Annotated in this window: 6 protein-coding genes; 5 read left to right on the top strand and 1 reads right to left on the bottom strand. The window is 70.1% G+C overall.

Going from position 1 to position 14,120, the window contains the following annotated elements:
* The first annotated feature begins 204 nt into the window (after positions 1 to 204).
* From V5F63_RS23135 to V5F63_RS23120, 4 genes are all read left to right on the top strand, one after another.
* Entirely contained in the window at positions 205 to 9,465 is a 9,261-nt protein-coding gene (locus V5F63_RS23135; RefSeq protein WP_394100987.1) for an SDR family NAD(P)-dependent oxidoreductase, read from the top strand.
* 112 nt (positions 9,466 to 9,577) lie between these two features.
* Entirely contained in the window at positions 9,578 to 10,768 is a 1,191-nt protein-coding gene (locus tag V5F63_RS23130; RefSeq protein ID WP_209486179.1) for an efflux RND transporter periplasmic adaptor subunit, read from the top strand.
* Between the two features lie 18 nt (positions 10,769 to 10,786).
* The gene (locus tag V5F63_RS23125) at positions 10,787 to 11,932 is read left to right on the top strand and encodes an ABC transporter permease (protein ID WP_209486177.1); all 1,146 of its coding nucleotides are present in this window, start codon (positions 10,787 to 10,789) and stop codon (positions 11,930 to 11,932) included.
* A complete protein-coding gene (locus tag V5F63_RS23120; protein ID WP_394100988.1) occupies positions 11,929 to 12,696 on the top strand; it encodes an ABC transporter ATP-binding protein in 768 nt (255 codons plus the stop codon). Before V5F63_RS23125 ends, V5F63_RS23120 begins: the two co-directional genes overlap by 4 nt.
* Before the next feature lie 159 nt (positions 12,697 to 12,855).
* Here V5F63_RS23120 and V5F63_RS23115 read toward each other — a convergent pair whose 3' ends face one another.
* Entirely contained in the window at positions 12,856 to 13,404 is a 549-nt protein-coding gene (locus V5F63_RS23115) for a MarR family winged helix-turn-helix transcriptional regulator (RefSeq protein WP_245327262.1), read from the bottom strand.
* Between the two features lie 186 nt (positions 13,405 to 13,590).
* On the opposite strand from V5F63_RS23115, the gene V5F63_RS23110 reads away from it, so the two are divergent.
* Positions 13,591 to 14,103 carry a flavin reductase family protein gene (locus V5F63_RS23110; RefSeq protein WP_394100989.1) on the top strand — a complete coding sequence of 171 codons (513 nt, stop codon included), beginning with the start codon at positions 13,591 to 13,593 and terminating at the stop codon, positions 14,101 to 14,103.
* Positions 14,104 to 14,120 lie beyond the last annotated feature (17 nt).

Genomic DNA, 14,120 nt, shown 5'->3' with positions numbered 1-14,120 from the left:
CTTGCTGCGATGCGGCCAAATTCCGGCAGGCCGCTTGGGCGGATTTGCTTATAGAAGAGGCGAAGTGGATGGTATTTCGGTAGACGATGTCTTACTAAAATACCATTCTCAAGTATTTCATGGCTCACTCAAGAATTGGTGATGACAACAATTTTCGGATGAGCCTATTTTGCAGCGCGGGATCAACGGAAGGGGGCGCTTCCGATGGACAGTGTCGATCTGCTCGAAGGCGAGTTGAAAGCCGTCATTTCCCAGGGCCTCACCGAGTCGAGGCCCACTGAACCCCTCGCCGTTGCCGTGGTCGGCATCGGCTGCCGGTTCCCCGGCGGGATCGCGAGCGGGGCGGATTATTGGTCTTTCCTCGTCGGAAAACGCTGCGGCATCCGGGAAATTCCGGCCGACCGCTGGAATTTCCGCAATTATTACGATCCCGACCCCGAATGCGCCGGGCGCTCCTATTCCAAATGGGGCGGCTTCCTCACCGGCGACGTGTTCAGCTTCGATCCCGCCTTCTTCGACATGGCCCCGCGCGAGGTCATGTCCATGGACCCGCAGCAGCGGCTGCTGCTGCAGGTGGCGTTCGAGACCGTCGAGGATTCTGGCATCACCCTGCGCACGCTTCAGAAGAAGCGCACCGGTGTATTCGTCGGTATTTCCACATCGGACTTCAGCTATTCCCAGCGCTATCGGCGTGTCGCCACCGACATCTTCGCCGGCACCGGCTCGGCCTATTCCATCGCCGCGAACCGCATCTCCCACCGGCTCGACTTCACCGGCCCGAGCATGGCCCTCGACACCGCCTGCTCCTCGGCGCTTGTTGCGGTGGATCAGGCGATCCGCCATCTCTCCATGGGCACCTGCGACGTGGCTTTGGCCGGCGGCGTGAACATGATGCTGGACCCCGGCCCCTTCGTCGCCTTCTCCAGCGCCAACATGCTGTCGGCGACGGGCGCCATCTACACCTTCGATGCCCGCGCCGACGGATTCGTGCGCGGCGAGGGCTGCGGCCTCGTGCTCCTGAAGCCGCTCGCCCGTGCGGTGGCCGATGGCGACCACATCTATGCGGTGCTGCGCGGCTCGACCGTCAATCAGGACGGCCGCACGCCGACCCTCACCGCGCCCAGTGACGTAGCCCAGACGGCCATGCTCAACAGCCTGCTGGAGCAGACCGGCATCGACCCGGAAGACGTGGGCTATGTGGAGGCGCACGGCACCGGCACGCCGGTGGGCGACCCCATCGAGGCGAGCGCCATCGGCCGCGTGTTCGGCGCGGGGCGGGTGGACCGGCCGGTGCTGGTGGGCTCCTTCAAGCCCAATCTTGGCCATCTGGAATCCGCCTCCGGCATCGCCGGCCTCATCAAGATCGTGCTCTCGGCGCACCATGGCGTGGTGCCGCCCAACCTGAATTTCGAGCGGCCGAACCCCAACATCCCGTTCGATGCCCTCGGCCTCAAGGTACCGGTGGAGCCGACCCCCTACGATGCCGAGGACGGGGTGCGCCTCTCCGTGGTGAATTCCTTCGGCTTCGGCGGCACCAACGCCTCGGTGGCGGTGGAGAGCTGGCACGGCGGCGCGCGGACCGCGAAGGCCGCGCCCGCGCGGGCGGTGCCGACCGACGATCCCGCCTTCATCCCCCTCTCCGCCAACGGCAAGCCGGCGCTCGCGCTCTGGGCCGAGGAACTGGCCGAGGCGGTGGACGACGGCGGCGCGCTCTCCGGCGTCTCCTACGACAGCCTCTCGCAGGTGCTGAAGACGAGCCGCGACCATCTCAACGAGCGCGCCGTGCTCCTCGCCGACCGCGCGGCGCAGGATCTCCCCTACAAGCTCAGGATGCTGGCGCTGGGCGCCGACGCGCCGGCGGAAGAGTTCGAGGCGGTCGCGCCGTACATCATCACCGGCCGCGCGCGGCCGCGCCGGCTCGCCTTCACTTTCTCGGGGCAGGGCGGGCAGTGGTGGGCCATGGGCCGCAAGCTGCTCACCACCGATCCCGTCTACCGCGCCTTCGTGGACGAGTTCGACGCCGTGCTGAAGCCGTGGACCGGCTGGTCCGTGGTCGAAGAGGTGCTCAAGGACGAGAGCAAGACCCGCATCAACGACGCGGACGTGACGCAGGCCTCCATCTTCACCATGCAGGTCGGCCTCTACCGCATGTGGCGCGCGCGCGGCCTCACGCCCGAACTGCTGGTGGGCCACAGCTTCGGCGAGGTGGCGACCACCTATATCGCCGGCTGCATCGATCTCGAAACCTGCGCGAAGATCATCTACCACCGCGGCCTCATCCCCCACGGCAGCACGCGCCGCGGCGCCATGGCGACGCTGGGCGTCACCTATGACCAGCTGGCGCCTTTGCTGCCGGACGACGGCACCGTGGTGGTGGCCGCCTATAACGGCCCCACGGCCCAGACCATCTCCGGCATGGAAGGCCCGGTGGACGCCGTGCTCGCCGAGGTGAAGCGCCTGTTCCCGGATGTCCTCGCCCGCCGCCTCACCATGGATTTCGGCTGGCACTCGCCCCATCTCGACGATTGCGAGGCGAAGTTCCGCGCCGGCCTCGGCGAGATCGACTGGAAGCCGCCGTCCATCCCCATCGTCTCCACCGTCACGGCCATGCTGGAGACGCGGTTCGACAGCGAATACTGGTGGCAGAACCTGCGCCAGCCGGTGAATTACAAGAAGGCCATCGATTTCTGCCTCGACCTCGGCATCGACGCCTTTCTGGAGCTGGGGCCGCACCGCACGGTGACGCCGTTGATCCACGGCATCTCGCAGGAGCGCAACGCGTCCGTGGTGGCGGTGCCCTCGCTGGAGCGGCAGGGCGACGATCGCCTCGTCATGGCCCGCTCCATGGCGAGCCTCTATGTGAACGGTGTGTCCTTCGACTGGACCGAGGCGGCGAAGGACGGCTCCGATGAGGCGCCCACCCGCGCCGACCACCTTGCCCTGCCGCGCCGCCCATGGGCCAACGAGCGCCTGGTGCAGCTGCCGCTGGAGGCGAAGCAGTTCCTGTTCGACGACGACCGCCACCCGCTGCTCGGCTGGCGCGAGAGCGGGCCGGAGCCGGCCTGGACCAACGAGATCACGCTGAAGAGCCTCAAGTATCTCGCCGATCACCGCCCCGGCGGCGACTGCCTGTTCCCCACGGTCGGCTATGTGGAGATGATGACGGCGGCGCTGCGCGAGCTGTTCGGCGCGGCCCCGGTGGAACTGCGCGACTTCAAGATCATGGAGGCGCTCTCCATCGGCACCGACGACGTGGTGCTGCTGCGCACCTCGTATGATCCGGTCACCAACCGCCTGCGCATTTCCTCGCTCAAGCGCGACACGGATGAGGACTGGCGCCTGCGCGTGGAAGCCTATGGCTGGCAGCACACGTTCACCCTTCCCAAGGCCAAATTCGACCCGGCGGTGCTCGCCGGCACCCCCGCCATCACGCGGGAGGATTTCTATCGTCTCACCGCCCGCCACGGGCTTGATTACGGCCCCACCTTCCAGGCGGTGGAGGCGCTCTGGCTGCCCGGCCCGCGCCATGCGGTGGCGCGCATCGTCAGCTCCGAGGCGGCGCGGCGCACCGGCTTCGTCGCCTTCCCCGGCCTGTTCGATTCCGTGCTGCAGGCCGGTCTCGTCGTGGACGACGTGGAGGCCGGGCTCTGGATCCCCGGCGCGCCCTTGCCGGAGATGGAGGAGGTGGAAGGCAAGTATCGCCTCATGCTCCCCATCGGCATCCGCAAGGTGATGGTGGCCGGCCCGCTGCCGAGCGAGGTGATCTGCGAGTTCTTCACCGACCCGCGCGACGACACCGGCATCTATCGCGTCTACGCGCTGGACGGCACGCCGCTTCTGGCGGTGGAGAACCTCCAGGTGAAGACGCTGGGCGCGCTGAAGGCGTCCACCGGCGAGGGCGCCGTCGTCATCGACGAGACCTATGAGAGCGATGCGGACAAGCCGCCGGCCCCGGTGCGCACCGGCCGCTGGCTGCTGGTGACCGGCGATGCCGCCGAGACCGCACCGCTGACCGCCGCTCTGGAGGCACAGGGTTCCACGGTCGAGACCATGGACCCGGCCCCGCTCTTCGCCATGGAGGCCGAGGCCTTCACGGCCCGGCTGGAGGCGATGCTTGCGGCGCCGGAAGGGCTCGTCGGCATCATCTATGCCGCCACCGCCGGCACCCATCTGGCGGACGCCGAGGCTCTGTCCACCGAGGCGCTGTTGGCCGCCGTGGAGCCGGCGGCCAACGGCCTCGTCACGGTGGGCAAGGCGCTCGACCTGCTGCGCACCGCGCCGCTTCGGCCCACCCTCGTCGTGCTCGGCCGCGCCGGGCGGCGGGTGCCCGGCGACGGGGCCATGAGCACGGACGGCCTCGCCGATGCGCCGCTCCTCGGCCTCAGCCGCACCATCGCCAATGAATGCCCGGAATTCGCCGTCCGCCATGTGGACGCGAACCCCGCCGCCTTCGCGGCCGGGGCGACGCTGGCCCAGGCGGTGGCGGAGGAGAGCGCGGAGGCGGAGATCGTGCTGCGCGGCGCGGGCCGCCTCGTGCCGCGCCTGCGCCAGAGCGAGCTTGCCGCCCAGGCGCCGAAGCACCGCGTGATCGCGGCCGGTACCGACCGCTCCAACTTCACCGTGACGATGACCCAGCCCGGCGTCATCGACAATGTGGTGCTGCGCGAATGCCGCTATCCGACCCCCAAGGCGGGCGAGGTGGTGGTGGAGGTCGCGGCCGTGGGCCTCAACTTCCGTGACATCATGGCGGCCACCTCCATCCTGCCGGACGAGCAGGACGGCGAGGGCGCGTGGTGGCGCAATCTGGGCCTCGAATTCGCCGGCACCATCCAGAGCGTGGGCGAGGGCGTCACCGGCTTCAAGCCCGGCGACCGGGTGATGGGCATGGGCAAGGGCTTCCTGCGCCGCTTCGCCGCCGCCGATGCCCGCTTCCTCATGCACGTGCCGGACACGGTGGATCTGAAGGACGCCGCGACCCTGCCGGCCGCCTTCATGACCGCCCATTACTCGCTGGTGGACATCGGCCGCCTGCTGCCCGAGGAGCAGGTGCTGGTGCATCTCGCCACCGGCGGCGTCGGCCTTGCCGCCATCCAGGTGGCGCGCAACATCGGCGCCGACATCCTCGCCTCCGCCGGTTCCGACGCCAAGCGTGACCATCTCAGGGCGCTGGGCATCGTCCATGTGATGAACTCGCGCAGCCTCGAATTCGCCGAGGACGTGCGCGCGGCCACTCAGGGGCGCGGCGTGGACGTGGTGCTGAACGCCCTTTCCGGCGCCGGCATCGACAAGGGGCTCGAATGCCTCGCGCCGTTCGGCCGCTTCGTGGAGATCGGCAAGCGCGATCTCGCGCAGGACAAGCCCATCGGCCTCAAGTCCCTCTATTACAACAATTCCTACTCCGTCATCGACCTCTCCACCATCGCCGACGAGCGCCCGGCGCGGCTCTCCTCGCTGCTGCGGGCGGTGGAGGCGGAGGTGGCGCGCGGCGCCTACCGGCCGCTGGTGGCGACGCGCTTCCCGGTGTCCCGCGCGGCGGATGCCATGCGCCTGTTCGCCAAGGCGCAGCACATCGGCAAGGTGGTGCTCACCTTTGACGAGCCGGAGGTGGAGGTGGAGATCGACCTCGCCCAGCCCATGCAGCTCTCCGGCGAGGCGAGCTATCTCGTCACCGGCGGCCTGCGCGGCTTCGGTGTCGCGGTGGCGGACTATTTGAGCCGGGCCGGCGCCGGGCGCCTGCTGCTCGCCGGCCGCAACGGCACGCCGGATGAAGACTCCGCGCCGGCCATCGCGGCCATCCAGGCGCGCGGGACGGAGGTGGTGCGGCTCGCCCTCGATGTCACCGATCCGGCGGCGGTTGAGGCGGTGATCGCCGCTTATGCCGCCTCCGACAAGCCGCTGAAGGGCATCGTCCACGGCGCGGCGGTGATCGAGGACGGCTTCCTCGCCCAGCTCGACGCGGCGCAGATCAGCCGCGTCATCCGCCCCAAGGTGGGCGGCGGCTGGAGCCTGCACCGCGCGGTGGCAAAGCATGGCGCGGCGCTGGATTTCTTCGTCAGCTTCTCCTCGCTGGCGCAGGTCATCGGCAGCCCGGGACAGGCGAACTACACGGCGGCCAACGCCTTCCTCAACGCGCTGGGCTCGTTCCGCAAGGGGCGGGGTGTCGCCGGCTCGTCGGTGGCGTGGGGCTCCATCGCCGGCTCGGGCTTCGTCGCCCGCTCCGAGGCGCTGGGCAATTATCTCGAAAGCATCGGCATGAAGCCGGTGCCGGACACGGAAGCGGCGGCCTCGCTGGGCACGCTGCTGCGCGCCGAGGAGGAGAACCCCGCGTTCGCTCGCGCCGACTGGTCCGCCATCGCCCGCGCGCTCGCCCGCACGGCCGGCACGGGCCGGGTGAAGCCGCTGCTGGCGCAGCGGTCCGCCGGGCGCTCGCGCATCCAGGCGGATCTCCTCGCCGCCCCGCGCGAGCAGTGGGACGCCATGCTTGCCGATCTCATCCGTGGCGAGGTGGCGAAGGTGCTGAAGGTGGCCGCCGCCGACATCCCGCCCGACCGGCGGCTGTCGGAGCTGGGGCTCGATTCGCTCTCCTCCTTCGAGCTGAAGAACCGCATCGAGGCCCATGTGGATGTGAACATCCCCGTGGCCAAGTTCCTGCAGACCCCCACCATCACCGGCCTCTCCGGCGTGGTGGCCGCCACCTTCGAGGCGGCGCAGAAGGCCCGCGCGGCGAGCGCGGAAGCCCTTGCGGCGGGCGGGGAGGGGGCGGCCTCGGGCACCGGTCCGCTGGCCTTCCGCCCGCTGGTGCGGCAGGAGGCGCTCATTGCCCTCGGTACCCGGCCCATGACCACGCAGGCGGTGCGCGACGCGCTGGAGGTCTCGGCCTCCCACGCCGTGCCGGCCGGCGTCGCCTTCGAACAGCTGGCGCAGGCGCTGGCCGATCTCGCGGCGGCGCAGGATGGCCTGCGCCTCACCGCCACCGAGACCGGCTCGATCGTGCTCAACGGTGCGCCGGACCTGGAATGGGTGGCCTCCGCCGGCGCGCTCGCCCCGGTGACGCAGCCGGGGCCGCTGTGGCGGTTCGGGGTTTCCAAGTTCGGCGTCTCCAATGGTGCCGATGGCACGCTGACGCTCCATGCCCGCTCCCACCGCGCGGCGGCGGATGCGCTCTCGCCCCATCTCGCCCTCGCGGCCTTGCTGGCGGCGGTGGAAACCGCCCCCTCCGCAGGTGCGCCCTTCACCGCCTTCGCGGCGGAAGGACGCCCGGCCGATGGCTCGCCGGAGCAGGGGCGCCATCTCGCCTTCTGGAAGGAAGTGCTGCGCGCCGTTTCGCCCGCGCTCCGGACCGGGGTGCGCTCGCTGGCGCTGGCGCCGGCCGGCTTCGGGCTCAATCGTGGGCCGGTGGGGCGCCTCACCGCCCGCATCGACATGCCCGGCTTCGCCGCCTTGACGGTCGCCGAGCAGGAGGCGCTGCTGCTCACCGCCCTCGCGCGCTCCCTCGCCACGCGGCACGACGCACAGGCGCTGGTGATCGAGTGTCACGATCCGGCGCGGCGCGACGGGCTGCTCGGCCCGGTCTCGACCTCCGTGCCTCTGCTTATGGACCGGCTGTGCGAGGCGCCCGACCGGATCGTGCGCCGGACCCGCCAGCGGCTCGCCATGGCCCGGGATCACCGGGCGCTGGACACGGCGGCGCTGGAATCGCTGCTCGGCACCAAGCTCAACGCGGCCGGGGCGGCGCTCCGGCAGCTCGGATTTGCCTATGTGGATGCCGCCTCCGCGTCGGCGCTCGCCGCGCGCGGCGTGGCGGACCCCCTGGCGGCCCTGGCGGACCCGTTCAACGAGCTGCGGTTCGATGCGGTGGCGGAGGGCGACGGCGTGCGCCTCGTCCTCGCGATCGACACGGCGGCCTTTGACGCCGGGGCCGCGCGCCCCTTCCTCGACGCCTTCGCCTCGACGCTGGAGACCCTCGGCGGCAGCGCCGCGACGCTCTCCGACGCCACATGGCACGCCCCGGCCGAGGCCCTGACCCGCACCGCCGCGGCGGCGCCCGAACCGGTGGCCGCGTCTGCCCCGGTGCGGGTGAGCGGCGAACGGGAGGTGCCTCTCTCGCTCAAGCAGGGGCTGCTGCTGCGCTCCTTCATGAGGCCACAGACCGGCTACGCCTGCCGGGCCGCCTGGACCGTCAACCGCGCCTTCCGCATTTCCCCGCGGATGGATATCGAGCGCCTGCGCCGGGCGCTGCGGCTGGTGGAGGAGCGGCAGGAGGCGCTGCGCTCCCGCTTCATCGTCGACGACAACGGCCGGCCGCGCGTCTTCATCCTGCCGCCCGGCGAGCCGCCGCTGGTGGTGGAGGACATGCCCGACGCCGACGAGTCGCAGATGGAGGCCCGCGTCGCCGAGCTGATCGGCGATCCCATGGACCCCTTCACCAATCCGCCCTATCGCATCACCGTCCTGCGCTGCGGGCCGGAGGGCGACGTGGTGGTGGCGCACGGGCACCACACGGTGTTCGACGGCTGGTCCCTCGGCCTGTTCGTGGAGGAGCTGTTCCAGGCCTTCCTCGGCATCCCGCTGCCACCGCCGGAGATGGATGTCGAAACCTATGTGAATATGTTCGAGCGGGCGACCGATCCGGCCTTCATGGCCGAGCGCGACGCCTATCTGCGCAGCCTCTACGCGGTGGACCCGCCGCCGGTGCCCAACTTCGGGCGCCGGGCCAAGGGCCTCGCCCCGAATTTCGACCTCACCCAGGGCGGGCCGGCGGGCGAGATGTACGCCTTCCTCAGCGCCGACGGCCAGCAGCGGCTCCAGGCCCGCGCGCGGGCGGCCGGCGTCACCGAGACGGCGCTGCTCATCGCCGCCGTCGGCCAGACGGTGGCGGCGCTTGGTGGGGTGGACGACGTGATGCTGAATGTCCCCACCGCCATGCGCACGGACCGCCGGCTCAACGGCTTCATCAGCTGGGTCGCCGGATCGGCCCTGCTGCGGGCGCCGGCCCGCGCCACACCGCGGCTGGAGACGCTGGCCGCGAGCCTCGCGGACCAGCTCAACCGGGCCATGCCCTACGTGCCGTTCGAGTATGCGGCGCTGGACGGAGCCGTGCATGACGAGGTGATCGCCGCCGGCTCCTACCTCGCTCTGTACCAGACCGGCATGCAGGCGCCCGACCGCTTTGCCCGTGGTGCCACCACTTCGACATTGCAGCGACAGGGCAAGGCGGAGGTGCTGGACCTCGGCCACATCAAGGTCGCGCCCATGAGCCCCAAGCTCATGCGCTACGCCATCAACGAGTTCGACCTGCGCTCCTTCCAGAGCGCGGACGGACTCGCCTACCGTCTCGGCTTCGACCTCACCGCCTTGACACCGGACGAAGGACGGGGCTTGCTGGAGGAGGTGCTGGACCGTATGGGGCTTGGCGGCAGCGGCTGCACCGGGATCGTCGATACGGACGAGGAGCAGCCCGCGTGAGCCCCAGCGAGATGACCCGGCCGTGCCCCGCGCGGGCACGGCGCATTCACTTTTCCCCCGCCTTCGCCCATCCCCGCCATCGGGGCGCGATCTCCCGCAGCGGGTCCCGGCCATGAAGCCGGAGCGCGTCCAGCCCGTTCATCTCAAGCCCGACCATTCGGCCGGGTGGCGGCGCTTCGCCGTGGTCATGGTGCTCGCCCTCGCGGCGGGCGGCGCCGGATTCTGGTGGTACGTGCTGCCGACGCCGGTGGCGTACCACGAGGTGCGGCTTCGCATGATGAGCCTCGAGATCAACGGCCCCGGCCTTCTCGACGCCATCAACCGCGTGACGGTGACGAGCCGCATCCAGGGCTTCCTGAAATCCATCGAGGCCGACCGCAACGACACGGTGAAGCGCGGCCAGGTGCTGGCCCGGCTCGAATCCGTCGACCTGCAGAACCAGCTCGCCGCGGCCCAGGCCGAGGCGAGCGCCGCCGGGCGCGGGGTGAGCGAGGCCGAGGCCGACCGCGCCCGCGCGCAGGCCATGCTCGACAAGACGAAGATCGAATATGAGCGCCGCGCCACGCTGGTGAAGCTCAATGCCGCCTCCCAGGCGGAACTGACCACCACGGAGGCCGCCTTCAAGCAGGCCGAGGCGGACATGGCCCGCGCCGAGGCCGGCATCGAGCGGGCGCGGGCGCAGGTGCTCTCCCAGCAGGCCAATGTGAAGGTGCTGGAGGCGCGCCTCGGCGAGGCCACCATCAGCGCCCCCCTCGACGGCGTGGTCATCTCCCGCGAGCGCAATCCCGGCGACCTGCTGCTGCCGGGCGCCAACCTGATGCAGGTGGTGGAGCTTTCCACCATCATCATCTCCGCCCGCTTCGACGAATCCGCCCGCGCCACCATCAAGGCCGGCCAGCCGGCGCGCATCACCTTCGCCGCCGATCCCGGGCGGGTGTGGAACGGCAAGGTGCTGCGCCTGTCCCGGCAGGTGGACCAGGAGACGCGCGAGTTCACCGCCGACATCACCCTCGATTCCCTGCCCGACAGCTGGGCCATGGGCCAGCGCGCCAATGTGGCGGTTGAGGCGCAGTCTCCCGAGCAGGTCATCGGCATTCCGGAATCGCTGGTGATCCGCCGCGACGGGCGGGCCGGCGTGTGGCTGGCGCAGCGCGGCCGCGCCACCTGGACGCCGGTGACGCTCGGCTACATCAGCGGCTCCAACGTGGTGGTGACGCGCGGGCTGAAGGAGGGCGACGCCGTGCTGGCCCCCGCCGGACGCTATGCCTTCCAGCCGGTCACCCTCGGCACCAAGCTGCCCTGAGGGCCGGGGAGCTGCACCATGAATATCGCTCTTCGGGACATGCGCTTCTCCGCTTTGCGCTTCGCGCTGACGGCGGTGGGCATCGGCATGCTGCTTGGCGCCACCATGGGGATGATCGGCCTTTATCGCGGCATCGTCCACGAGGCGCTGCTCATCATCAACGACATCGGCGCCGACCTCTGGGTGGTGGAGGGCGGACGCTCCGGCCCCTTCGCCGAGACCTCGGCCGTGCCGGCCAATCTCGACCGGCGGGTGGAGGGCGTGCCGGGTGTGGATTCCACCCGCCGCTTCATCCAGTACAATCAGCAATACACGATCGACGGCAAGCCGGTCCGCCTCGCCGTGACTGGGGTGGACTATCCCAAGGATTCCGGCGCGTGGATCCCGCTCATCGACGGGCGCGCCTTCCGCTCCACCCGCTACGAGGCCATCGCCGACCAGTCCACCGGCCTGCTGGTGGGCGACGTGATCCGCCTCGGCCATGACGATTACACGGTCGTGGGCCTCACCAAGGGCCAGGTGGACATGGGCGGCGACGGCATGTTCTTCGTCACCATTCCCGATGCGCAATCCATCAACCGCGTGCTGCCCTCCGAGGCCGTGCTGCTGAACCGCCTCGCCAAGGGCCGCTCGCGCATGGGCATGGGCGATGGCGGCTCCGTCGCCGCCGTGATGGTGGAACTGAAGCCCAATGCCGATGCGAGCGAGGTGCAGCGCCGCATCAAGGCGTGGGGCGACGTGGAGGTGCTGACCCAGCAGGAAGAGCGCGACATGCTGCTGAACGGGCGCCTGTGGCGGCTCAGGGTGCAGATCCTCGCCTTCACCGCCATGACGCTTTTGGTGGCCGGCTCCATCATCGCGCTGACGATCTACATGCTGACGCTGGAGAAGATCAACCAGATCGCGCTTCTGAAGCTCATCGGCGCGCGGGACAGGGTCATCATCGGCCTCATTGTGCAGCAGGCGCTGTGGATCGGGGTGCTGGGCTATTCGGTGGCCCTCGCCATCTCCTTCACCCTCTATCCCAACTTCCCGCGCACGGTGCTGCTGCTGCCGGACGACCTCGCCTGGATCGCCTTCTCGCTCCTCCTCATCAGCCTGTTCGCCAGCTGGTTCGCCATCCGCCGCGCCATGCGCGTTCGGGCGCAGGAGGTGCTGGCATGAGCACGCTCGCCGGGCCGGACCCGGTGCCCGCGCTTCCCGTTGCGCCCGCCTCGCCCGATGCGGTGATGGAGGTGCGCGGCGCCAGCAAGATCTATCTCGCCGGCCCCAATGCGGTGGCCGCGCTCTCCGACATGACGCTGGCGCTGAACGCCGGGGAGCTGACCGGCATCGTCGGCCCCTCCGGCTCGGGCAAGACCACCTTCCTGATGATCGCGGGCCTGCTGGAGCCGCCCTCCACCGGCACGGTCTACTTCCGCGGCCGGCCCATCGCCGATCCCCAGACGAAGCTCAACAGCCTGCGTGATTTCCGCCGCACCCATGTGGGCTTCATCTTCCAGAAGGCGAACCTCATTCCCTTCCTCACGGCGGTGGAGAATGTGCAGATCGCGCTGGAGATCAACGACGTGCGGCCGAAGCTGGCGCGCGAGCGGGCGCGGGAACTCCTCGCGCAGTTCGGCCTCGGCCACCGCGAGGACAATTATCCCACCCAGCTCTCCGGCGGCGAGCAGCAGCGCGTCTCGATCGCCCGCGCGCTGGCCAACGATCCGGTGCTGCTGCTGGCCGACGAGCCCACGGCGGCGCTCGACGGCACGCGTGGCCGGCAGGTGATGCAGGTGTTCCGGGCGCTCGCCGACGAGCGGCGGGTGGCGGTGGGGGTGGTCACCCACGATCCGCGCTGGTCGGACATCTTCGACCGCATCGTGGAGATGAGCGACGGCCGCATGGTGTCGGAGCGGGCCGGGGGCGTGGCGGGGCATTTGTAGGGGGGCGGCGCGGTCATCTTTACCGCAGGAGTGCTGTCATCCCCCGGCTTGTCCGGGGGATCCACGGTGTGGCCGGGCAGGGTCCTGGACCTCGCGCACGCAGCCTGCGACGGGGTGGATGCCCCGGACAAGCCGGGGCATGACGTCTGTCAGGCCCCCTCACACCAGCGGCGAGACCTGTTCGCGGGCGGTCTCGATCCTGCCGTCCGGGGCGAGATAGTCGATCAGCTTGAGGGTGCGCTCGCCCGTGCCGGCGAGCTTGGCGATGATGGAGCGCATGGCCCGGAATTCGCTCGCCGAGAGCGGGCCGAACAGGGTGTCGTTGGCCGGCGCCTGCACCCGCGTCAGCTCGGCGAGGCGCTGCTCGGCCTCGTTGGTGACGGTGAGCAGCACGCGGCGGCGGTCGCTGGGGTTGGTGGCCTTGCTCACGAGGCCGGCGGCGACCAGCTTGTTGACCTCGATGGTGACGAAGGCGCCGGACAGATGCAGGTGCTCTGCGAGGGTGGCGACGCCCAGCTCGGGCATCTTGCCGGCGAGCCGGGCGATGGACATCAGGATCGTATATTGCGTGCCCGACAGGCCGATGAGGCCGCCGAGGCGATTGCGCACCTCCTGGATGGCCGCCGCGAACGCCAGCATGTCGTGCACCAGTTCGCGGAACTCGGTGTCCGATCCGTCGACCAGCAAGGCGGCGCGGGACGCCGTCAAGGGCAATGGCCTTCTGCCCCGCCCGTTCTTCGTTTGAGGCATGGAACGTCTGCTCCCGCGCGCCGTGGACCCTCCCCCTGCAGAAGGGCGGCACGCTGAATGTTTTTAGCCGGGCAGAGGGCTTGACGTCCATCACCCATTTGATAATAGCTTTATTACAAAGCTATCTAGTGCGGACATTGCCCCATGTCTTCGCCGTCCCTCTCCGACCCCGCCGTGTTCGATCCGCGCGCCTTCCGCCAGACGCTGGGGGCGTTCGCGACCGGCATCGCCGTCGTGGCGGCGGAGGCGGGTGACGGCAGCCTCGTCGGCATGACCATGAGTTCGTTCAACTCGGTCTCGCTCGACCCGCCCCTCGTGCTGTTTTCCGTGGCCCGCACGGCGCTTTCGCTTCCGGCCCTGCGCACCGCGGCGGCCTACGGCATCTCCGTTCTCGCCCACGACCAGCAGGACCTGTCCGGCCGCTTTGCCCGCGCCCAGGGCGAGAAGTGGGCGGGCGTCGATCATCTGCGCGGCCATGGCGGGGCGCCGCTCCTCGCCGGGGCGGCCGCGCATCTGGAATGCGTGCCCCACGCCATCCACGACGGGGGCGATCACGAAGTTTTCATCGCCCGCGTCGTCGCCCATCGCTCGGCCGCGGCCGAGCCGCTTATCTTCCATGCCGGACGCTACCGCACGCTCGCGGCCGTTGCCGGCTGAACCGAACTTGAGGACCC

Source organism: Xanthobacter wiegelii (assembly GCF_043193855.2).
GTDB lineage: Bacteria > Pseudomonadota > Alphaproteobacteria > Rhizobiales > Xanthobacteraceae > Xanthobacter > Xanthobacter flavus_A.
This window is presented reverse-complemented; position numbering and strand designations above follow the sequence as displayed.

Coding starts and splice junctions, on each gene's coding strand:
- V5F63_RS23135 (WP_394100987.1), top strand. CDS start 205: ATGGACAGTGTCGATCTGCTCGAAGGCGAGTTGAAAGCCGTCATTTCC.
- V5F63_RS23130 (WP_209486179.1), top strand. CDS start 9,578: ATGAAGCCGGAGCGCGTCCAGCCCGTTCATCTCAAGCCCGACCATTCG.
- V5F63_RS23125 (WP_209486177.1), top strand. CDS start 10,787: ATGAATATCGCTCTTCGGGACATGCGCTTCTCCGCTTTGCGCTTCGCG.
- V5F63_RS23120 (WP_394100988.1), top strand. CDS start 11,929: ATGAGCACGCTCGCCGGGCCGGACCCGGTGCCCGCGCTTCCCGTTGCG.
- V5F63_RS23110 (WP_394100989.1), top strand. CDS start 13,591: ATGTCTTCGCCGTCCCTCTCCGACCCCGCCGTGTTCGATCCGCGCGCC.